The sequence below is a fragment of the Helicobacter suis HS1 genome (assembly GCF_026000295.1).
Lineage (GTDB): Bacteria > Campylobacterota > Campylobacteria > Campylobacterales > Helicobacteraceae > Helicobacter > Helicobacter suis.
In genome coordinates this window covers 22,367-43,388 of sequence record NZ_AP026770.1, presented here as the reverse complement: position 1 = coordinate 43,388, position 21,022 = coordinate 22,367, and the positions used below count along the sequence as shown (strand labels likewise).

22 protein-coding genes are annotated in these 21,022 nt (G+C 37.7%); 12 read left to right on the top strand and 10 right to left on the bottom strand.

Annotated features, from left to right (window positions below; all coding sequences use genetic code 11):
- Positions 1–277: 277 nt before the first annotated feature.
- From OO773_RS09590 to OO773_RS09560, 7 genes are all read right to left on the bottom strand, one after another.
- Complete coding sequence (locus OO773_RS09590) at positions 278–961, bottom strand: AAA family ATPase (RefSeq protein WP_073115518.1); 684 nt, start codon at positions 959–961, stop codon at positions 278–280.
- Between the two features lie 140 nt (positions 962–1,101).
- A complete protein-coding gene (locus OO773_RS09585; protein ID WP_264828760.1) occupies positions 1,102–2,352 on the bottom strand; it encodes a replication initiation protein in 1,251 nt (416 codons plus the stop codon).
- 366 nt (positions 2,353–2,718) lie between these two features.
- Positions 2,719–2,955, bottom strand: coding sequence for a hypothetical protein (locus tag OO773_RS09580; RefSeq protein WP_264828759.1), 237 nt, complete (start codon positions 2,953–2,955; stop codon positions 2,719–2,721).
- Between the two features lie 1,072 nt (positions 2,956–4,027).
- Complete coding sequence (locus tag OO773_RS09575) at positions 4,028–5,062, bottom strand: DNA adenine methylase (protein WP_034376868.1); 1,035 nt, start codon at positions 5,060–5,062, stop codon at positions 4,028–4,030.
- Positions 5,055–5,774 carry an AlwI family type II restriction endonuclease gene (locus tag OO773_RS09570; RefSeq protein WP_264828758.1) on the bottom strand — a complete coding sequence of 240 codons (720 nt, stop codon included), beginning with the start codon at positions 5,772–5,774 and terminating at the stop codon, positions 5,055–5,057. The genes OO773_RS09575 and OO773_RS09570 overlap by 8 nt, the downstream gene beginning before the upstream one ends.
- Positions 5,775–5,860: 86 nt before the next feature.
- Positions 5,861–6,607, bottom strand: coding sequence for an AlwI family type II restriction endonuclease (locus OO773_RS09565; RefSeq protein ID WP_264828757.1), 747 nt, complete (start codon positions 6,605–6,607; stop codon positions 5,861–5,863).
- The gene (locus OO773_RS09560) at positions 6,600–7,571 is read right to left on the bottom strand and encodes a DNA adenine methylase (protein ID WP_264828776.1); all 972 of its coding nucleotides are present in this window, start codon (positions 7,569–7,571) and stop codon (positions 6,600–6,602) included. Before OO773_RS09560 ends, OO773_RS09565 begins: the two co-directional genes overlap by 8 nt.
- Before the next feature lie 395 nt (positions 7,572–7,966).
- Between OO773_RS09560 and OO773_RS09555 the strand changes: the two genes are divergently transcribed.
- From OO773_RS09555 to OO773_RS09505, 12 genes are all read left to right on the top strand, one after another.
- The gene (locus tag OO773_RS09555; protein WP_034376208.1) at positions 7,967–8,209 is read left to right on the top strand and encodes a TrbC/VirB2 family protein; all 243 of its coding nucleotides are present in this window, start codon (positions 7,967–7,969) and stop codon (positions 8,207–8,209) included.
- 12 nt (positions 8,210–8,221) lie between these two features.
- Entirely contained in the window at positions 8,222–8,485 is a 264-nt protein-coding gene (locus OO773_RS09550) for a hypothetical protein (protein WP_006564729.1), read from the top strand.
- Between the two features lie 14 nt (positions 8,486–8,499).
- On the top strand, positions 8,500–8,955 hold the full coding sequence (locus OO773_RS10175; RefSeq protein ID WP_406600096.1) for a hypothetical protein: 456 nt from the start codon (positions 8,500–8,502) through the stop codon (positions 8,953–8,955).
- Between the two features lie 136 nt (positions 8,956–9,091).
- Complete coding sequence (locus OO773_RS09545) at positions 9,092–10,768, top strand: VirB4 family type IV secretion/conjugal transfer ATPase (protein WP_406600095.1); 1,677 nt, start codon at positions 9,092–9,094, stop codon at positions 10,766–10,768.
- A 220-nt stretch (positions 10,769–10,988) separates the two neighbouring features.
- Positions 10,989–12,812 (top strand): type IA DNA topoisomerase, encoded by a 1,824-nt coding sequence (locus OO773_RS09540; RefSeq protein WP_264828756.1) that lies wholly within the window; start codon positions 10,989–10,991, stop codon positions 12,810–12,812.
- 136 nt (positions 12,813–12,948) lie between these two features.
- Positions 12,949–13,884: a type IV secretion system protein gene (locus OO773_RS09535; protein WP_232088950.1), complete on the top strand. Its 936-nt coding sequence runs from the start codon at positions 12,949–12,951 to the stop codon at positions 13,882–13,884.
- Between the two features lie 93 nt (positions 13,885–13,977).
- On the top strand, positions 13,978–15,318 hold the full coding sequence (locus tag OO773_RS09530) for a TrbG/VirB9 family P-type conjugative transfer protein (RefSeq protein WP_006564734.1): 1,341 nt from the start codon (positions 13,978–13,980) through the stop codon (positions 15,316–15,318).
- Positions 15,319–15,400: 82 nt separating this feature from the next.
- Positions 15,401–16,636, top strand: coding sequence for a DNA type IV secretion system protein ComB10 (locus OO773_RS09525; RefSeq protein ID WP_034376206.1), 1,236 nt, complete (start codon positions 15,401–15,403; stop codon positions 16,634–16,636).
- On the top strand, positions 16,633–16,860 hold the full coding sequence (locus OO773_RS09520) for a hypothetical protein (RefSeq protein WP_034376196.1): 228 nt from the start codon (positions 16,633–16,635) through the stop codon (positions 16,858–16,860). Before OO773_RS09525 ends, OO773_RS09520 begins: the two co-directional genes overlap by 4 nt.
- Positions 16,861–16,868: 8 nt before the next feature.
- A complete protein-coding gene (locus OO773_RS09515; RefSeq protein ID WP_040499271.1) occupies positions 16,869–17,837 on the top strand; it encodes an ATPase, T2SS/T4P/T4SS family in 969 nt (322 codons plus the stop codon).
- Positions 17,827–18,276, top strand: a complete 450-nt coding sequence (locus tag OO773_RS09510; RefSeq protein ID WP_006564736.1) for a hypothetical protein — start codon at positions 17,827–17,829, stop codon at positions 18,274–18,276. The genes OO773_RS09515 and OO773_RS09510 overlap by 11 nt, the downstream gene beginning before the upstream one ends.
- Positions 18,273–18,572: a hypothetical protein gene (locus OO773_RS09505; protein WP_034376190.1), complete on the top strand. Its 300-nt coding sequence runs from the start codon at positions 18,273–18,275 to the stop codon at positions 18,570–18,572. Before OO773_RS09510 ends, OO773_RS09505 begins: the two co-directional genes overlap by 4 nt.
- A 14-nt stretch (positions 18,573–18,586) precedes the next feature.
- Here OO773_RS09505 and OO773_RS09500 read toward each other — a convergent pair whose 3' ends face one another.
- The 3 genes from OO773_RS09500 to OO773_RS09490 are packed head-to-tail and all read right to left on the bottom strand — an operon-like array spanning position 18,587 to position 21,000.
- On the bottom strand, positions 18,587–19,774 hold the full coding sequence (locus tag OO773_RS09500) for a type IV secretion system protein (protein WP_034376187.1): 1,188 nt from the start codon (positions 19,772–19,774) through the stop codon (positions 18,587–18,589).
- A 29-nt stretch (positions 19,775–19,803) separates the two neighbouring features.
- Entirely contained in the window at positions 19,804–20,724 is a 921-nt protein-coding gene (locus tag OO773_RS09495) for a hypothetical protein (protein WP_040499272.1), read from the bottom strand.
- Between the two features lie 51 nt (positions 20,725–20,775).
- Positions 20,776–21,000, bottom strand: coding sequence for a hypothetical protein (locus OO773_RS09490; protein WP_264828753.1), 225 nt, complete (start codon positions 20,998–21,000; stop codon positions 20,776–20,778).
- Between the last annotated feature and the right edge of the window lie 22 nt (positions 21,001–21,022).

Below are 21,022 nucleotides of genomic sequence, written 5' to 3'. Positions count from 1 at the left end.
ATGGTATTTTTAAAACTCTTTGGCAGAAATCCCACTCGTCTTTAGCGGGTGGGATGAATGCCACTAATTTGTGGTATAATGTCCCCATACATTCGTATCTACGGCAGGAAGTGTCGGAAGTTACGCCTTTGGAGATATGATGTGTGAGACCTGTAGGGAATGCGTTGGAGCTCAAACTCTGTAAAATCCCTACTATAGGGACACAGAGTGAGAACCAAACTCTCCCTACGGGCAACATCAGCCTAGGAAGCCCAAATGTCTTTAGCATTTGGGCACTTCACAACGCATGGCTTTTATCCTTATTTGGCATAGACTGGGGTAGATGGGATGTTAGTTCGTTAAAAAACTGCTCCCATTCTCTCTTTGCCTTGACATCGCCGCATTCCATCACACCAAGCCCCTCTGATATGCTACGCTTAAAGGCGATGCGCTCACTTAAGTGGTTCTTTAAAAGAAGCACCCTGTTGTTAGTGTTGTTTTGCTCAATGAATTCTACTAAAGCCTGTTTTTCTTTAAGAGTGGGGATTGGCGGTATTCTATTGATAAGAACCAACGCTTTTAGCTTTTCATTGAGTGCCTGTAAATCTTGGACTCTTTCTAACATGTCCAAAAGCACAGCGCTATCTAGTTGACTAGGTGTTGTTGGGATTAAAACAAGATCGCTAAGTAAAATTGCTCTTTGACTTTCTTTGGAGTGCTCGCCCTTAGTGTCAATTATAACAATTTGGTACTTGCCAACCATCTGCTTAAGGGTATCTGTGATATTGCCAGTTCTATTAAATAGAGGAAAGATAGGCAAACTCGTTTCGCTTCTGATATTAACAAATACTTCTACACTCTGTTGGGGATCGGTGTCTAGTACCACAATGTCTTTTTGTTCTGCTAGAAACTGCAGGGCTAAGTTAATACATAGGGTGCTTTTTCCACTCCCACCTTTTTCGTTAGCAATGGTGATGATCATAGAATTACCTTACTTGTATTTACCATATTTTACCATACTTTACAACAAATTACCATACTTTACAACAAAATTATATAACATAAAATACAATACATGTATTTACCATACAATATTTAAAAACACATTACCATACAATACTTTTATTCTGCAAACTTTCTAAACCAATTTTTAAAATGCGCTGCGTTTTCAAATTTAAAAGGATTTAAAGATTTGCGGGGTTTGTCCACATCTTTCACCTCTACTTGGATCGTTCCATTTTTTAATCTAGCAATGTCTTTGATCTTAAGGCTAGCAGGTACACCATTCTTGCTCATGTAAAGATTGCGTCCAATGTAGTCTGTCAGATCGTCTTTAGGATTTAAATCTGGTGGTTGTTGTGGTGTTTGATCAACTTGCTGTGATTGCTGAGCTAAGTCTATTCTTTGATAACCAGCTCTAGCAAAACTCTCTAGTAAGATTTCTTTGTTAGCTAGGGTGGCACTTCTCTCATCAATCTGTTGGCCATTCTGGTAGAACTTGGCTAAAAAATTATAGCCCTTTAGAGTAGGGTGTATGCTATCAATGACAAGCACAATACTAGGATCTTGGGGTTTGCTAAAAGCCGCCCCTAAGATTTCCATAACACTATCCTCTTGTTTGGCTTGCTCTGCTCGTTGCTTTTTAGAGCGTTTGATTTGTTCAATCACTTGTTGGCTTTTGATTTTCCAAGCAATGGTTTTTAAATCTCTTTTGGCTTGTTCTTTATCTTTGCTTGTTTTAGTGGTGGGCTGGAAGTAGAACTGAATATGGGTGATGCGATTGCCCATGCCTTTGGTTTTGAGTTTTTCATAGCAAAGAGATTCAAATTGAGGGAGCTTTTTGAGTTCTTGGATAGCGGGTTTGAGGATATGCATCTCAATTTCACCTACTTGGTAATCTCTGAGTATCCCCATCAATTCCCTAAACTTGCCCCACTCCATTCTAGGAGGTACACCTACACTTTTCCATTGCTTAAGCAGTCTATAAAGAGTCTTAGCATACTTCCCTCTGATATTTTGAAACTCCAAGAGCTCAAAGGAAGTGAAGTTAGCATTCAAGAAGTTAAGTAAGTAGCCAAAGTAGGGCATGTTTACTTGGATTTCCATGCTCTTAACTTGGGTCTTTTGGGTGTCATGGTAGTTAATGCGAAACTTCCTAAAGAGCATGATGTTCTCTTCAGCACGAGGGTAGAGTATCCAGAAATTAGCCACTCTGATGTTTTTCCAAAGTCTTTTGACAACACCGCTTAAGATACTATGATTAATTTTAACCGCATGTACCATTGTTTCAATTTCATCAAGATCAAACACCAAGAGCTCATCTTGTCTGTCTTTGAGTTTGTTAAAAATAGCAAAGAGTAAATTCGTTTCCAATGCACTTAGTTTACCTAGATTAACAGAATTCACATCGTTGTGGAAGGCGATGTATTTTTCAGAAATGACTGGATGTGAGATGTTTTGATCCTGTTGTGTTGGAATTATCCCTTGAAGTTCTTGATGCTGTATGGACTTAGCCTCTTGAGGTATAGAAACCTGATTTTCCTGAATCTGTTGTGAAGACTTTGCTTGTTCTATTGGTATATCTTGTATTGTATTTTCTTGCCTGTTATTGTCTGCTATAGTGTTTTCTTGTATAAAGATACCAGCATCTTCAAGTCTTTAAGGCAATCAGCCTTTTCTTGCCTCAACATCTCCTTAAATGTGTTATCTGTTTCAGCATTGATGAGTGTCTGGAGAGTACTAATTTTCTGTTCTATCTTGTTGATCTCCAGGAAGTACAGACATCAAAGATACCAGCATCTTCAAGTCTTTAAGGCAATCAGCCTTTTCTTGCCTCAACATCTCCTTAAATGTGTTATCTGTTTCAGCATTGATGAGTGTCTGGAGAGTACTAAGTTGCTCCATCAAAAGTTGCTTTTGCTTTGCTATATCCATAATCTGTTCAGCCTTTCTACATTGTAGTGCGAAAAAATCCATCAAATGAGAGATACCCCCTAACGAACTCCCTTCCACACGGGCTTTTCAAGGGGTCTAAAAGGTTAAAAAGAGCAAAGCTCTTTTAAAAAGGTTAAAAACATGCGCGCGAGAAAAATTTTAAAAAAAACTTAAAATGCTTAAAATTTAGTAAAATTAGAATCAAAAGGCATACGAAACTTAAAAAAATCAGGAAAACTCCTCACAAAAGGCCTAGGTAAGCCAAGCTGACGCTTGGCATTTATGAGGATTTATCTTGGGGGCAAGCCCCCCAAACCCCCCTTTGAGTTTGTAATGGTTTTCTTTCATAGCTCTACCTCAAAAATATTTTATAAAATTATGTTATAATGATGTAAAGTTAAGGCGTACAAGCACTTTGGCTGTGTGCAAGAGAGGGCTTTTGAAGTGGAAGTGATTAGATAGGTGAGGGCTTTTGAAGTGGAAGTGATTAGATAGGTTGTCCGAAAATGTCCACGATCAGGAAGCACTCAAATCTTTGGAGGGAATGAGAGGAAGACAAAGTGGTGTGTTGAGAAAAGCAACGGACAGAGACAGAAAAAGGCAATGGATGAGATAAGGAGTAAGACAATAAGCAAGGATAAGCTAAAAGGAGTAAGACAATAAGCAAGGATAAGCTAAAGACAAAGCAATAGAACAAAGATAGCGTTTAAATCGCTTTAAAATGGCTTGTAAGGCAAAGGTTGGGTGTTGGGAGTATCAAAGTATGGTTGGGGTTTGCTTAAGTGGTTAATGGGTATTTAAAAACTCTTTGGCAGAAATCCCACTCGTCTTTAGCGGGTGGGATGAATGCCACTAATTTGTGGTATAATGTCCCCATACATTCGTATCTACGGCAGGAAGTGTCGGAAGTTACGCCTTTGGAGATATGATGTGTGAGACCTGTAGGGAATGCGTTGGAGCTCAAACTCTGTAAAATCCCTACTATAGGGACACAGAGTGAGAACCAAACTCTCCCTACGGGCAACATCAGCCTAGGAAGCCCAAATGTCTTTAGCATTTGGGCACTTCACACGCAAATATATGTGCCACAACTTGAATAATAAACCAAAAACACTCATACCACCTCACACACGAAAATATACTCTTTATGGGCTTTAAACTCTGTTTTGCCTGCACTGAAAGCTTTAAAGGGAAATTCGTAGGTGGAAAGTTTACCACTGCTTTGCAAAATCGCACTAATCTCTTGAAGTGTGATTTTATTTTGGCTAGAGCTGGATTTGGAAGTGTAGGTGTTATTGTAGGTTACAACAAGAACTTTTGTCTTTTGCGCTAAAGTTTGGATCAGGTCTTTGAAGGCAAGTTTTGCGTTCACTTTGCAATAAGTGCTCATATTCTCAGGCTGTGGCTTTAGAGCTTGTCCATAAAGTTTGGGTTGGTCATTTTTAGTGAGCGTTTCTAAAAGGTGGTAAAACCTTGAATACTGCCTTGAATTGTAAGGTGGATCTACGAAAGCGACATCAATGGGCATGTTTAGGTTTTTGGCTAGAGTATTGGCATCCATCTTGTGAATGTCTATAGCATATGGGGTTTGTATGGGCTGAATTAGTCCAAACTTAAACCTATCTTGCAAGGGTGTGTTTTTTCTATAGGCATCATAGTGCCCTACGGTGTTTGCAATTTTATCTGCACTAAAAAGTAGGCTAGAGAGCAAAATATAAAACTCTTTTAGAGTGATAACATGGTTGTTTAGTAAGTGGTCTATATCGTCGCGGATAAAACCAATCTTTTTAGCATCTAGAGGGCTAAAAAACTTACCCCCAAAGTTTTCAGAGTAATAGTTATCTGCTAGGTTTTCAAGGGCGTTGTAGCGCTTACAAAGAGAGTTTAAAAGGACTGCATTGAAAGGCTCTTGTGCTAAAAAGGCTTGATAGATCGCATGGTTAGCGTGTAAAAAGTCATTAAGGATAAAATGCGTGAAAGTACTCCTATGGATAAAAAATTCACTCACTACGCCTGTTCCTCCAAAGACATCTAAGAATACCTTGTATGGTTTGTTCTTTATACTTGAAATACCCGCTACCACTGCGCCGATTTCATTTAGAATTTTTGTTTTAGCCCCTGTATATCTGCGGTTAGAAAGATTAAACATACAAGAGCTCAGCAATATGAGTTGTATTTTTAAGTTTTTTAATAAAGCTATTGATGTCTAGGTTACAAATCTCTAGGTTTTCATCTTGCTTGGCAAATCTAGCGTATCTTTGGCAATCGCCATGGATTGTAGGGGCAATAAAAAGGGCGAAGTTGTGTTTATCTTTATGTTGCTTGCTTTCCTCATCTAAGTGCCTTGCAATGGGGATGAGTTCGTTAGAAAGTTGTGCCCGTCCACATAATAAGCTTACTTCTGTGATAGCATGAGAACTAGAATCATCACAAATAATATCGGGTTTGCCTCCACTTGCATGGCTTGTAGGTAGCCCCTCATCATCAACACTGTAATTTGGCAAAACTTCCAAATCTCTATAAATTTTCTTTAAGGCAATACTTGTAAGAAACTCAAGCCGTGTCGGCTCAGGAATATTTTTTAAAAGTGTGTCTTTGCTCGCTTTTTTAGTAGCAAGGATTTTTAATTCGCTAAAGATTTGCTCTTGCGTGTAAGTTTTGGCAAAATGGTTTAGAGCTTGGATCTTGATGCTCTCTCTTGTGGTGTTATCCACACTAGGAGGGATGTCTAAAATGTAGCTATCAATTGTCCCCATGTAGGCAAAATAAGATGCATTATCGCCGTGCTTAGGATAGTTGGTATAGTGCTGATTAAGGTCAATGAAGAATCCCCCACCCCTCAATGTAATGAGCTGTGTCATGCGCATCTTGCGGATATAATCATCTACACCCTCCCCACATACTTATACTTTTTTAAAGCGCCGTGTATTGGTATTCTCTAAGAGCTCTAGGGCTTTTTCATAGAACTCTCTAAGAGCTCTAGGGCTTTTTCATAGATAAGATCATCGCTGTATTGAAAATGTGGGTTTGTGTATCTGAAGTCTAGTATATAGTTTGCTAATGCCTTATGGTCGTTGTCTTTCCAACATAGCAAAAAGGGGATTTCTTGAGTGTGGATTTTAGAATCCCCTATTTGTTCTTTAAGAGTGTGCATGGTGTTTAATAGCAAGGGCAGAGGAGCGTTGTCATTGCGCACACACCTAAAGGGATTATTTCGTTGGTATTTAATTAGTGCGTTTAAGAAAATGTTTGCAACTCTAGCTCCATTTTCCCCTTCTGTGTTTATGGCTTTAATAAGCATATGCCCCGTTTTAGAGATCAAAATTGGCTTACCCATTCTATAGTAACAAAAGCCAAATTCTTTTGAGAGTTTATACCAAGTGTCAAAACGGCTTTCCCATCCACGCTCAAAGCCCGCTTCTTTGTGTTTTTGGGGCGAATTTGTGATGATCTCTTGGATTTGGGCATCGCTAAATTCTGAGTCATTTTTTAGTTTCTCTTTATAAGTGCGTCTTTCATACTCGGTTTCATAAAGCTTTTCCTTAATCAAAGTAGCAACAATCCTTATAATCACGGCATGTGTTAGAGGGTAATTTTCAAATCTAGAAAGTACTTCTAAAAACGCTCCAATACGCTTGGGGTTGCGCATGGTTGTGCTGAAGGATAGGATTTTATATTTGGGTTTTTTAGACATTTGCTATTATCTTTAAAACTGATGTAATTGCTTTGGATTTCAAAGATTTTGTGATGTAATTGCTTTGGATTTCAAAGATTTTGTAATTTTTTGCAAATGCGAGTAATAGTGGGTTTTCTTGCCTCTTATGTGTGGCTAGGTTTGAAAATCCCCACGCCACACCCTTAGCATCCAAAGCCCGCAAAATGGCATATAAATTTTTCTCTTGTTCTATACTCCAAAGCTTGTTATACTCGCTTCCACTGATAAGATAGGGCGGGTCGCAATATACAAAATCCCCCTTTTGAAACGCAATTTTCCCTAGAAAGTCTCTAAAGTCTAGACAAGAGAATAGGAGTTTTTGGGTTTTGGTGCGCTCAAAATAGGCTTTTAAAGCCCCCACAACATTGCGGTTAAAATCCACATTGCCAACGGGCAAGTTAAAATCCCCTTTAGAGTTAAAGCGTAGCATGTGGTTAAAGCCATAGATCAAGAGTAAGTAAAGAGAGCGCATGTCTTGTTTGTGAGCGTTGAAATCTGCCCGCAATCGCTTGTAGGCATTTTTGTTATATTTTGCAAAGTAGGTTTTTTTGTGATCTTGACGCAGAGGGAGTGGGGGGAGATGGCCTATAAAAGAGCAAGAAAGCCCATAGGCTTGGATTTTTGTAAGCATTGAGTTTAGAAAATTGTTAAAATCTTGAGTGATTAGGGACTGGTGGAGGTTAATGAGATAGGGGTTTATATCGTTAAGTAGGTATTCTTTGGCTGGTGTGTTTAAAAACGAACTCCCTCCGCCTACAAAGGGTTCAATAAATCTTTTAATATGAGCTGGGAATAAAGGCTTTAGCTGGGGCATTAGTTTATATTTATCACCCACATAAAAAAGCGGAGAGCGTAAGGTTAAAGGGGGTTTTTGGGTTTCAAATAGGGTTTTTGGTGTGGCTTTTATAACGATTTTCATCTGATTCCTATAGGGCTTTTTTATCGCTTGTTAGGGCGATTGTGTGGAGTTTAACATAACTGTTACCTTGTATCTAGAGCTGGATGGATCTTTGTATCTAAGGGTGGGACATACCTAATTGCTTTCCTTAACGGCCATTACAGAATCAGTCATAAAGAACATGCCAAGCAGACCCATACAGACCGCCGTTGAGCTACTAACAGACGAATTATTTAGATAATCTATTTTTGTTGTTGTAATAGCGCAGTGAAAGAGTTTTTAAGTCTTTGATTTTTTATTATTTTTAGATGCAAAGTGAACAATAACTGCCGTTATATTGACTTTGCAGTCTTTGTGAGTTATAGTTAGAGGATTATCTAAATAATTTATCTATTGGATTGAAAGGATCGGTATTGCAATTCAAACACAATCTGCGCGTTATGTATATCTTGTTGCCATATACACTCCAAGCCTCAGCTTGGAAGGAAAAATTTGAAAAAATCGTTAACTTTGTCAGTAACGATTTTATGAAAACAATAGGAGCAATTATTGTCATTGGAGTGGCTGTATATGCATTAAAGAATATGGATAGATTAGGAGAGATTGCATGGAAGTGCGTTACGATCATCCTTGCTACCGTTAGCGTCGTTTACGCCAAAGACATTGCCAATTGGCTATTTTAGAGGGCTCTGTCAATGGCACACATCGCTTATGTGGAAAATGAAAACATTAGAGAAATCTCTAAAAAAGAGAAGTTTCTAGGTTTAAATATAGATTCGTTTATCTTTAGTTTTTTTGCCTCTTGTTGGCTCATAACCTTTGCCTTTTTCCATGCCATGCTTTTAATGCTCTTTTTCCTCATCGCATTCTACATTCTAGAATTCTTTGATGAAGATATCACCGCTATTTTACTAAACACCTTCACGCTCAAGAATGATACCAGGACATACTATGCTTAGCTCTGGGTATAAATATGTTTAGCTTAGAAGCTCTCAAGCGAGGATTACAAAAAATTGGATTTGGATTCTTGCCCACCATGTACTCTATGGCTGAAGAGAATAATATTTTAGGAGCTTATAACGATTATTTCCTCTTGACAAAGAAGGGGAATCTGGTTGGTAGCATCCGCCTAGAAGGTGTACCCTACTCAAGTTTGAATGAAGAGGCTATTTCTAGATGTTTAAGTGAACGCATTCTAGCTTTAAATGAGATCAGTGAATTCATACATCTTAAAGTCATTGCTAGAAGAAGGAAACTCTTATTCAATAAAACCTATGGCCATGTCCAAAACCATTACGCACGCAAAATCATTAATACTTGGGAGAAAAATGAGGAGGTTTATCAAAATACCTATTTGCTCCTTCTTGAAACCAAGAGTGATAATTTAAAAGGATTTTTAGAGAGGCCAAAAAAAGGCAATCACCACTGACGCACTAGAAGATGAGAATATAAACGATTCTAGTGATCCACATAAAGACAACGGGCAAGAAAAAAGCAAAATACTTAGAACCACCCACACACACCTAAATAAAGAGGTTGTTCTCAATAGTATTCTAGATAATCTGGTGCAAATTCTTACTCCACTTGCACCTCAAAAATTAGACGCCATAGAGCTCTTGAGGTTTTATGCAGAATATAGTAATGGCGTGTATTTGCCATTAACATTTAGTGATAAAGTGCTTAATGATGGGCATATAGCTAGCCATGTTACTTTTAAGAAAGATCATCTCATCCAAGATTATAACGGACATCTTATCTACAAACGCATCATTGCGATTAAGGCCTATGACAGCGATACGATCTCAAGTATCCCCATTTCTAGTATTTTGCATTTAAAGAGTGAATTTGATGTGATTTTAAGTATAGATACCTTGCCTAAGTCTAAGAGCATCAAGAAAATAGAGGAAAAGCGCAAACGGGTTAATGAGATCATCAGACCTTCCCTAGAGCATCTTAATAACCTTATCAAGACAGATAGGGTGTTGATGCAATATGTCTCTTTGATGGTGCATGTGCAAGCTAGATCTAAAGAGGAGTTAGATACAAAAAGCTTAGAAATCGTCAATACATTTAAACGCCATGGTTTAGTAGCTGTTCATGAGAGCATTAATATGCTGTGTGCGTTCTTTAGTTTTTTCCCGGGTAGAAACCATTTAAATGCCAGAAAGCGATTACAGAGCTCACAAAACATTGCATCCATGATTATGCTAGAGAAAGAGGAAACAGGTAGAGACAAAAATTCATGGGGTGATATGCCCTTGACAATTTTTAAAAACCAGAACTATTCGCCATTCCTATTTAATTTCCACGCTACGCAAGTTCGCACCAAAGAGGATATGGTTTTAGGGCACACGCTTATCATTGGTGGAACAGGAGCCGGTAAGACTACTTTGATGGAATTTCTTATCACTAATTGTTTCAAATATCACAACCTCAATATTCTAGCTTTAGATCGTCTCAACGGCATGCGCGTGATGGCTGACTTTTTGGACGCAGAATACAATGATGGAAGCAACTTTTATATCAATCCTTTCAGTTTAGAGAATGATAGTGAAAACAAAGAGTTTTTAAAATCATGGTTGAGTTATTTAGTCAACATCAGTGATGATAATAAACAAGATATGGCAGATGTACTCAATATTGACAAGGTTATTGAGGATACATTCCTGTATCTGAAAAGCACAACCACCTCTTTTGGTTTGCTAGAAATTGTAAAATCCATCCAAGAGAGCGATTCAAACCTTAGACTACGCTTACAAAAATACGCTAAGAGCGAACTTTTTAATCAAATCCACGACTGCCTAAGTTTTTCTAAGAAGCTCACTATAGTCAATATGGACAGTGTGGTGCAGAATGATAAAAACGCTTCATTGATTGCACTGTATCTTTTCCACAAGATGATCTATCAGGCTAAAAAGCAAAATCAAGGCTTTTTTATGTTTATCGATGAGGCCAGAAGCTATGTAAACAACAATATCATGGTTGAAAAAATCAAACTAGTGCTCACTCAGGCTAGAAAGGTTAATGGTGTACTGGCTCTAGCTTTTCAAGATATGAACCAACTTGATGAAATTTCTAATTCTAAGAGTATTGTAGATAACATCGCTACTCTGATCATTTTTCCCACTACAAATATTCAAAAGTTACTAGAATATGGCATAGAACTCAGTGAGAATGAGATCAATTTTCTTAAAAACACGAGTTCTAACGCTAGAAAAATTCTACTCAAGAAATCAACTTAAAATGGCTCTAATTTTCTAGACATCAACTTAAACCCTCAGCTCTATTTGCTTAAAATCTATAGTACCTCAGCTCTATCCGTTGCAAAACTACAAGAGATGAAAGAGAAATATCCAGATGATTAGAAAGAAAAGACAAAATTATCATCATTGAATCTCCTAATAAAATCAAAAAATCCAAACTATCACCGGGGCTAATGTCTTTGCTACTGTGGGGCATTTTATGGAACTTAAGAGTACTGTGGGGCATTTTATGGAACTTAAGAGTATTGAGGTAGAGAAAAAATTCCACGCTATTTTTGATTACAAGGAGGACTCTAAGAAAAAAGAAATTAACCAAATCATTAATGCTTGTAGAAACAAAGTTGTCTACATTGCAACAGATCCAGACAGAGAGGGTTATGCTATTGGCTACATGTTCTATGAGAAGATCAAAAATTTAGCTAAGGAAATTTACCGGGCAGAATTTCATGAGATCACACAAAGCGGCATCCATAAGGGAATGAAAGAGGCTATACTCTTTGTGCGTTCTAATACTAAGCTCTATGATAGCTTCTTAGCAAGAAGAGTAGCCGATCAATTCATAGGCTACACGCTTTCTCCCTATTTAACACAAGGATTAAAGCTCTCTAGCATGCAGAGTGCAGGTAGAGTAAAGACTCCAGCATTGGGTCTTATTGTGAAAAGAACGCTTGAGATAGAGCGCTTCAACGCCTTACCAGCGTACCAAAAGTTAAGCTACCAGCTCCAAGCTAAGATCATGTTAGGCGATCAAGAAGTCATTGCTAAGCATGCCAAAGACAACAAGACATATCAATTTGAGGATCAAGAACAGGCTAAAAAAGCCTTAGAACATCTTCTAGAAAATCTGTCTTATAAAGCCCTTCTGATGAACATAACAACACAGGAAATACAAGAAATCCCCCCTAAACCCTTCATCACCTCTAGCCTTTTAAAGGCAGGCAGTAGCCAATTAGCTTTAAGCACTAAGAAAGTCCAAGAATACGCACAAAAGCTCTTTGAAGCAGGGTTGATCACCTACATTAGAACCGATGCAGAGACGCTCAGCCAAGAGTTTTTAGAGAAAGCAGAGAGCTTTTATAAGTCTATTTATCCAAATTTTTATGAGCGCAGGAGTTACAAGGCAAAAAATAGCCAAGCAGAAGCCCATGAGGCCATTAGAATCACCCATTGCCACAGATTTGAAGACACACAAGAGTTTTTAAACCAAGCAGGCATGACAGATAGTCAGGCTCAAGCTCTATACAAGCTTATTTTTCAAAGAACACTAGAGAGTCAAGGCAAAAGTGCTGTATATGAGAATACTACTATATTCTTTAAAATCAAAACTATAGACTTTGTAGCCCATGCGAAGTATCTAAAATTTAAAGGTTACCTGGGTCTTTTTGATCAAGAAAAAAGCGATGACTGCTTAAAATCTCGCATAGATACTAAATATCTCGTGCCAAATTCTAGTGTGCCACTATCAGGAGTGTTTCTCAAAGAGAAGATAAAATCCGCTCCTACTCCCTATATGGAGGCAGATTTTATTAGCGTCTTAGAAAAAAATGGCATTGGTAGACCTAGTACCTATGCTAACTACATCCCTGAATTGGAAAGAAAAAATCACATTACTATAACTGGATCAAAAAGAGTCATTGAGCCTACACCACTTGGTAAAAGCATTGTGGATTTTTTCCAAAACGATACCAAGAGCCATTTTATTTTAGATGTAGCCTTTACCAAGCGAAACGAAGAAATGTTAGACAAGATTGTAGAGGGTGAAGTCTCTTATACAGAATTTATGGAGTTGATCAAAGATAAATTAGGTGTAGAGATTGCTGGATTGTATGATGGAAGGAGTGTGGACAATAAAGCCGGTGAGCAAAACAGAAAAGCACCCAGCCCTAAGGCTATTCTTTTTGCTAGAGACATTGCAAATACTTTGCACCTAGATTTGCCTGAAAATTACGCGCTTGATTGGAAAGTGTGTAGCGAGTTTATTGAAAAAAATAAAGATGTTTTTTATTCCAAGGCCAAGCAATGAGAATTAGGTTAGGCGCAATATTGATTATTGTATTCGTTCTAAGCGCCTGTTCTGAAAAGCGCTATGAAATGCTTAAAAGTCCCTGTGCGGTGGATCAAAGCTATAGAATAAACAGACTCACATAGGAAAGCAAGCTGTGGCATTTGAAAGGCATCAAATCTGGGGAAGAGTTCAAGAGAGTGAGCAAATGTCCCTAGAGCAACAAGTATCCCAAGAGATTAATCCACAGAATACACAACAAGAACCCATTGATAAACGCCACGCCCAACTCATGAATTTCTTTTCACGCTTTCTTACAAAGAAAGAAAAGTTAGAAACCTCTGTACTTTTTGAAAAAGTCCAAGAGAGCAGCCTAGTATTTAAGATGGAGGGCAAGATATTAGATTATTTGTTAATCATCTCTATTTTTTTCTTCATCACTACATGCCTATTAATTATTTGTCTGATTGTACTTCTTCCTTTGAAAGAAAAAGAGCCCTATTTAGTAACCTTTGCAACTTCTACTCAAAATTTTGCTCTAGTGCAAAGAGCAGATAAAAGAATCAGCGCCAATGAAGCGCTCGTACGTCAGCTCTTAGGGGCTTATATTCTTAACAGAGAAAGCATCACCCATATTAAGGAGAATGAAGCCCAGCGTTTTGAGATCATCCGCCACCAAAGCTCTTATGATGTTTGGAAGGCTTTTGAGAATCTAGTGGCCTATGATAGTAGCATTTATACCAATGAGAATCTCACTAGAGATGTCAAAATTATTAATATTGCCATTATTAAGAAAGGTTATGCCAATGCAGATATTGAGGTAAACTTGTATGATCGAGGCCTTTTAGAAAGCAAGAAGCGTTATAGGGTGATTCTAACTTATGATTTTTTGCCTATCAAAATTAATTTTGCTTCTATGCCACTAAATCCCACAGGCTTTGAAATCAAAGGGTATAGTGTTACAGAGATTGCAACACTCAAAGAGTTAGATGAACAGCATAAAGTCTTAGATATTCCTAAGAGTAAAATTCAAGAAAAGCCTTCTTTAGCTCCTACACAAGGAGACTACCGGTATAAGAAAAATTCTCCATGAGTACTTCTAATGGTTAAAAGTTCTAGGAAGAATATAACATACAATACAAAAATTGTATTTTATTGTATTTACAATTATTATATAATATTTATAATGTTTTGTTCTATTGTTTACGCGCAAGATACAAATATGCCCAGTATTTATAGAGATGCCAATGCTAAGACTAGCAAAAGTACAGACACGACCGGCGGACTCAAACCAGCTCCATCTATCTCTCTTAAAGATTTCAAAGAACAAGAAAATTCAGAAAAAGTCCAAAAACTTATGGATTTAAAAGCCATCCAGTGGGCTTTTTTTAAAAAGGATAGGAAGCTTTCTGATAATAACTTTAATATCTTGTATGTGGCTGGTAACACTAATAAAATTCGGTTGCGTTATGCTATGACCACTCTTTTTATTTTTGATAACGATCCGATCGTTTATGTGAGCTTAGGCGATCCGAGTGGTTTTGAGATTTCCTATCCTACTAACGAGCACTATAGTTTAAACAACCTTCTAGTTATCAAGCCACTTTTAATTGGAGTAGATACAAACCTAACGGTTATAGGAGCCAGTGGAAGGATTTATACTTTTTATATTTTCAGTGTACACTTCACAAGTCCTAAGCAGTCCTATTTTACCGTCTTTGTTTCCAATAGGCGTCAAATCGGAGCGTTACAACTAGAGGCGCTTAAGACTACTCCAAAAAACTCTTCTACACCCTCTGATTATAAAAAACTAGATTATTCATCAAAAGAATACGATGATGGAAAGTACATCAAGATTGGTGATCCTGTCAATCATATATTCATAGAAAAGGCCAAAATTTCACGCGGATATGTACAAAAACCACGGGCAAAGCGCAAATGGTGGAGCTTATGGTTGTACAAGAAACCTAACGACGATGCTGTCGCTATGAAGGCCCTAGATATTTTTGATGATAGCAAATACACTTACTTTAGATTTGATAGGGACTTAGCTATTTCAAAATTTCCTTACACTTACAAGGTTGTAGATGGCTATGATAACCCCATTAATTCTAGGGTGGTGGGTAATTACATCATTGCAGAGGATGTAGGCAGAAAATGGACTCTAAGACTGGGCGCAGAGTATGTCTGTGTGGTGAAAAATCAAAAAGCTTTTAAAAAGTCTAAAGATTTTGCCAAGCTCAAAGAACTCCTAGAAAAAGACGAAGCAATGAAGGCTAGACGCAACAATTTGCATCTAGTTGAAGAAGAAAATATACCACAACTCATTTTGTCCACTCCAGTTAAACCAGATTCTAATCAAACATGCACGCCCTTATCTACAAAAGAAACAAAGGCACTTGAAAACATCAAAAAATTTGTGGCTCCTAAATTCACGGCCGTTAAAAGGCGTCCTAAATTTAAACGCAAATACAAGTATTGCATCCCCATTGAGTCAACACAAAGAAAGAACAATGGCAAACATTAGAGGAGTATTAAAACTCAAAGTTGTCTGGTTTCTTTTAATCCCTTTTGGACTCCTTGTAATCTGGTTTTTTTATGAAGAAGAGATGGAGGAAAAATTAGAACCCATTAAAACTAAGTTTCCTCTCTCAGATTACTTATTTAAAAATACTAAAGATTTACAAGACAAGGAATCTAGCAGTACCAGAACTTCCGCGCATAATTTTGATGCCACTAAAAAAGATATTGATAATTTAATCAAGCGCGCAGAGTCTGTGCCTCCCAAAGGTTATTTCTATGATAAAGATGGCAATTTGATAGATAAAAATGGCCATATCATTGCCACTTATAAGGCGATTGCAAAACTTCCAGACAGAAAAGCATTAGAAGAGCTTATACAAAGGAAAAACCAAACTCTAGTCCCTAAACTCCCACTGCTAGAGAAACAGAAAATTTCTAGCGTGTCCAAATATTCTTTTAATAGCTTTGATTATAGCAAAGCTGATTCCCTAGAAAAGATCAGGCTAACATTGCTAAGCCAAAGACTTGAGAAAGTGGAAAGTAATGGTGATAGCAATACCAAAGACAAGCAACACCCATCAGAAATAGATTACGGTTCTAGTGGCTTTGAGGGTTTTAAGCGCAAAAATGTAGCTAGCAATGAGAATAGACTCTTGCGCACTATCACTGCGGATAGAATGATCCCTGCGATTTTAATCACACCTATTAGCTCTGAAATTGGTGGTAGCAAAATTGTAGCCCAGATAGAGAGTGATATTTATGCCACTATGGGTAGAGCTGTGCTTATCCCTAAAGGGAGTAGGGCCATTGGGTATTACAATTCTAATAACAAGATTGGAGAGTATCGTTTGGAAGTGGTGTGGAATCGCATTCTAACGCCACAAGGGGTTAATATTATTCTAAGTGATGCTAAGGGAGCAGATGTCAAGGGGTACAATGGACTTGTAGGAACCTTGCATAATAAATACTGGGAGCGCTACGGACTGCCCTTGAGCATGTCTACTCTTTCTAATGGACTTTTAATTGGTATTACCTCTGCTCTGGCAAACAACATGGGAAGAGGCAAATATTTAAACACCAATCCCTACTTTGGAGATTACATGCTTATGCGATTGACCCAGCAAACAGGACAGTCAATCAATAACATTGTACAACAAATCTTAAGGGAGCAAATACGAATCAAGCCTATTATCACTATTAGAGAGGGTAGCCGTATTTTTATCTCCCCCAATACTGACATTTGGTTTCCTATCCCCAAGAATGGGGAAGTTTTAGCACAATTTTTTAAAGAAGAAAAATCACAAGATAAGGAGAAGCCATGAGCCAAGACTTAGAGACAAACACAGATCCACTAGATGCTAGTACATTCAATCAACAGGTATCTAAGGATTCTATAGAGTTTTTTGAGAGCTTCTGTAAGCCTAGTAATCTCAAGAAAATACAGGCCTATAAAGATGCTGTTGAGAAGCTGAAAAAGTTTCGTGCAGAGACCTTAAAGTATGAGGAGATCGTGAAAAAGTTAGGCAAAGAATTAGGATATTTTTAGGAGTTTACATGGTTCATTCTAAACAACAAGATTTATCGTTAATGTTGCAACACTTTATCCAAGAACTCCGTCCATTTCTAGAAATGCAGATCAATGAAATTATTTTTAATGGGCCATATGTATTGTATCTGGTGAAGGGTTCACAGACACAAAGGGTAGAGAACGCGCGTTTTGATGAGCGTTTTTTACTTAATTTTTGCGAACAATTAGCTACCTACAGACACCAAAGATTTGATCTAAACCACCCAAAACTTTCCACTTCTATTCCTTTCACACAATATAGAGTAAATGCCATCCATCCTAGTGTAACAGCTAACCACACCATTGCCATTAATATCAGAATTCCCCATGCATTTAAATTTCCCATAGATGCTTTCCAATTGGGTAAGAAATGTTTGGAGCGCCAGATCAACTACGCTGACTTCACAAATTTGGTTAAACAAGGCAAAAATATTTTAGTGAGCGGTGGGACAGCTAGCGGTAAGACAAGTTTTGTCAATTGCCTCATAGAAAGCATCCCTTCTCATGAACGAGTAATTAGTATTGAGGATTCTCCAGAGCTTAAAATATCCAATGAGAACAAGGTTAGTATCATTGTTGGCAAGAACGAAGACACGCACTACACCTATGAAGACGCGCTCAATAGTGCCATGCGCATGAGTCCAGACAGGCTTTTATTAGGAGAGATTGACACTAGAAATGTGGCTTTATTCTTAAGATTAGCCAATACCGGACATAGCGGCATGATCTCTACCCTACATGCTAATAGTGTAGAAGACGCTTTCTTGGCCATTGGCATGAATATCAAAATTGGTAGTGGTAAGGACATCAGTATGGAAGCGTTGTTAGATTTTTTCATTGCCGGCATAGATGTGATCATCCAAATTATTAGAAAAGATCATCTCAGGGTGATTGAAGATGTCCTAGATGTCAAAAAAGACTTAAGAAAACTTATGGTGAGAACACATGCGTCTTAAAAATCCCCAGCCCTACAGAAAATCCAAGCTTAAGAATGGAGGTAGACGCATGGTTTTTGTGCTAGAAGCTAAGAGCGCACAAACACTAAAAAGGCTAAGCTCAGAGAATAAAACCAGCATGACTAAGTTGTTAGAGGCGATGATTTTAGAGCATGAGAAGCCCTCTGATAGCCAAAACAAGTGGCTTAAAAAGAGTATTGCGCTTATGCAGGAGCACAAGAATCTCTACATGGGATTGAATGCAACTTTTTCTAATCTCAATCAGATTGCACGCCATCTTAACATGAACGCTTTTGCAGGGGATGGTATCCATGAAGCGCTTTTAATAGAGATACAGACACAGGTGCAAAATTGCACTAAACAGATAGGGTTTTTGAGGATTTTAGTCTTAAAAAACATGGCTTTATTGGGTAATAAAATGCCAAGGAGAAGATCATGAATGATAAAATTTGCCTCGAAGAGATTAGAGAAAGACTTTTAAGGATGCAAGAAGAAGTGTTGTTTTTAAGACAAGTTGCTAACGACTCAAAACTACTTCCTAATGCAGATACAGGCTATTATGATGAAAGGCTCACCCAAATTCTAGAACATTTTCCATATATTCTAGAAAGTTTGCAAAAGCTAGAAAAACCAAGTTCTCAAGACTTAAAGGATTGTGAAAAAGTTTTAGACGCGATGGTAGAAGATTTTTTAGAAGAGATTGGAGAACAGATGGTGTTTAAAGACAACAATTGACACATTACCATCTTTTAAGTTTCTACCGTAGTTGTGCCAACTTTTCCACCTAGATTAGCTGTGCTGTTACTACTTGTTTCTTTTGAAAGTATTGCATGGTTTCTTAGATCAGATACACCTTTATAGCCTCCCATAGTGGCTATGTTGGCTAGAGCTCCTCCAATTCCTCCTTGTGTGTAGCCTCCTTTGGCAAGTCCAGCTGTTGCTGCAATGGGAGCTTGAACTAGAGAAATGGCAGAACTAACAAAGTGGCTTGCATCGCTCATTACACCTTGTGTGCCAAAGATAGCGTTGATCATTTCTGGGATTTTAGATACAAGCTTGAGACAAAAATAAGCACCCAGTGCGATGAATGTTAGATCTAAGAGAAAATCTACATAATCTGAAAATTTGACATGTATTGTGCTAAAAATGCTTTCTAAAAACCCCTGTTGTGGCAGAGCTTCCATGTTAGTGGTCCCGCTTTTAATGAAAGTCAAGATGTTGTAGTCTAGGAGTGAAACTAAAGTGATAAATGGGGCATAAAAAGTTAAGGACACAACTTTTTTGATATAGGACCAGGCAAAGCCTCTTGTTTGTTGGAAAAATACCAATGGAATGAATAGAATGTAGAGTGCAAAGTACAGGGTAATTTCTATGAAAGTTACACAAATAAAATAGACAATATGGAAAACAAACAAAGCTTCTAGGACTGCTATGACTAGGATGGTTAAAACGATAGGAATCATGTATAAGATTGTGCCTGTCTTTAGACTCTGAAAAGTGCGGGTTACTAGATTTCCTGTGGAATGAAAAATTTCTGAGATCAAAGTATCAATAGTTCTACTTTTAAAACTAATGGTTTCTGTTTTGTTGGTTTCCTGATAGCCTTCAAATTTGAGTGTACTTAAAGCACCCATTACTTGATCTGCTGGGTATTCAATAAAACTTCTAAAGTAAGATTGCGAATCTTTTGGATGATTCATGCTCCAATTGAAAAAGGCTAAATAGCCAAAGAAAATACCTATAGCTATAAGGGTTCTAATCTCAAAAAGATCGTCTTTCTTAAGCTTGCTAAACACAAATAATAAGATGAGAAGCACGCCAATGACATTTCCGCTTGCCTGTAGTGCTGAACTAAGGCCACTTGGCAATAAAAGCGCAATTTGATTGATAAAATTTTCAAATAGACCTATGAATTTTGTATACTGGCTCTCTTGCATTAGCGCTGTTTTATGTGATTAATTTTACTCTATTTTAATCTTGGCTCTGGTCCTATTTGGATGCCATAATCTTTCTTGCACCGTTCATATTCGGGGGTATTGGTTGTGCTATAGAGTTTGAATTGCTTGGCATCGGGTGAATGTTCGTAGATGTATTCTGCAGAATGGCCAGTTTGATTAGAATCTGCAAGATAGCAGTAAGTATATCCATCCTTCCATTTGCAATGGTGTTTTCTTTTGTACTCCCTTTCTTTGGCTAAGAGCTCTTTTTGATCTCTAAGTTGATCTTCACTTAGTTTGTAACTTTTCTGCCATTCACGACAATTATGTTCGTCCATACTTATAATACGACTCTGATCGTCTAAATGAATATTAGCTTTGATCTCAGACTGCTTGCTATTGATACAAGATGACACCTCGTGCATCCAATCCTTAATCATCTTTTCCTTTTGTTGCCATGGCGTGTGCGCGCTTCCAGCAGGTCTACCATATTTTTCGTTGCATTGTTTTGCAATTTCTTTGACCTTTTTACTAAAGACTCTAGTAGTCTTAGCAGACTCCTCTATAGATTTTGATCCATAGATAGGATCATCAATTGTCCGCACAGCAGTTGCATGGAAGTTTTCAAACAGGTAGTTATTACTAACTAAAGTGTGGTGTCTTCTTCCACTTTCCCATAACAGAGAATAACGGGTACACGCATCCAAGTCATCAATCCAAGATAAAGGGACTTCAATTTTCTTTTCTTTGGAGTTTGGATCTAAATAATCAAGGGCATTGATTTCTTGATTGCAATTTAAGGCATAGGGTTTCTGGGCTTCTGTGAGGTAAAACAGCCGTAGTAGATCATGTTCTTTCATCATAGGGACAAATTTAAGAGGCTTAGCTACTAGGGCACAGGATAATAAAATCATGGCAATAATACACACAAGATTTTGGACAAGTCTCATAATAATCACACTCAATACATTTTTGCGACATTATAACATGGCGCATTCTACTTAATCTCCGTCTAAATCATAGTTCATATCAAAGTTTTTCTTATCTAGCCAACTTCTATTGCTAGGTAATGCCTTGCTACTACTACCACTGACAGGAAATCCATATTTTGTCAGATTAGCTTTGTGGGCCATATTGATGGAGCTTTGTAAATTCTGAAATTCTTTTTGTTCTGTTTTAGTAAGAGTGATTGGCTCAAGGTCATTATCCTTTTTATAAACGCTCAAAATGATCTCTGAAACAGCTGAG

What these genes read in the sequence shown, in the direction of transcription:
- OO773_RS09510 (WP_006564736.1), top strand. Translation starts at nt 17,827, where the DNA reads ATGCGTCTTAAAAATCCCCAGCCCTACAGAAAATCCAAGCTTAAGAAT.
- OO773_RS09495 (WP_040499272.1), bottom strand. Translation starts at nt 20,724, where the DNA reads ATGAGACTTGTCCAAAATCTTGTGTGTATTATTGCCATGATTTTATTA.
- OO773_RS09555 (WP_034376208.1), top strand. Translation starts at nt 7,967, where the DNA reads ATGTATATCTTGTTGCCATATACACTCCAAGCCTCAGCTTGGAAGGAA.
- OO773_RS10175 (WP_406600096.1), top strand. Translation starts at nt 8,500, where the DNA reads ATGTTTAGCTTAGAAGCTCTCAAGCGAGGATTACAAAAAATTGGATTT.
- OO773_RS09505 (WP_034376190.1), top strand. Translation starts at nt 18,273, where the DNA reads ATGAATGATAAAATTTGCCTCGAAGAGATTAGAGAAAGACTTTTAAGG.
- OO773_RS09570 (WP_264828758.1), bottom strand. Translation starts at nt 5,774, where the DNA reads ATGACACAGCTCATTACATTGAGGGGTGGGGGATTCTTCATTGACCTT.
- OO773_RS09590 (WP_073115518.1), bottom strand. Translation starts at nt 961, where the DNA reads ATGATCATCACCATTGCTAACGAAAAAGGTGGGAGTGGAAAAAGCACC.
- OO773_RS09500 (WP_034376187.1), bottom strand. Translation starts at nt 19,774, where the DNA reads ATGCAAGAGAGCCAGTATACAAAATTCATAGGTCTATTTGAAAATTTT.
- OO773_RS09575 (WP_034376868.1), bottom strand. Translation starts at nt 5,062, where the DNA reads ATGTTTAATCTTTCTAACCGCAGATATACAGGGGCTAAAACAAAAATT.
- OO773_RS09520 (WP_034376196.1), top strand. Translation starts at nt 16,633, where the DNA reads ATGAGCCAAGACTTAGAGACAAACACAGATCCACTAGATGCTAGTACA.
- OO773_RS09525 (WP_034376206.1), top strand. Translation starts at nt 15,401, where the DNA reads ATGGAGGAAAAATTAGAACCCATTAAAACTAAGTTTCCTCTCTCAGAT.
- OO773_RS09540 (WP_264828756.1), top strand. Translation starts at nt 10,989, where the DNA reads ATGGAACTTAAGAGTACTGTGGGGCATTTTATGGAACTTAAGAGTATT.
- OO773_RS09550 (WP_006564729.1), top strand. Translation starts at nt 8,222, where the DNA reads ATGGCACACATCGCTTATGTGGAAAATGAAAACATTAGAGAAATCTCT.
- OO773_RS09515 (WP_040499271.1), top strand. Translation starts at nt 16,869, where the DNA reads ATGGTTCATTCTAAACAACAAGATTTATCGTTAATGTTGCAACACTTT.
- OO773_RS09580 (WP_264828759.1), bottom strand. Translation starts at nt 2,955, where the DNA reads ATGGATTTTTTCGCACTACAATGTAGAAAGGCTGAACAGATTATGGAT.
- OO773_RS09565 (WP_264828757.1), bottom strand. Translation starts at nt 6,607, where the DNA reads ATGTCTAAAAAACCCAAATATAAAATCCTATCCTTCAGCACAACCATG.
- OO773_RS09530 (WP_006564734.1), top strand. Translation starts at nt 13,978, where the DNA reads ATGTTTTGTTCTATTGTTTACGCGCAAGATACAAATATGCCCAGTATT.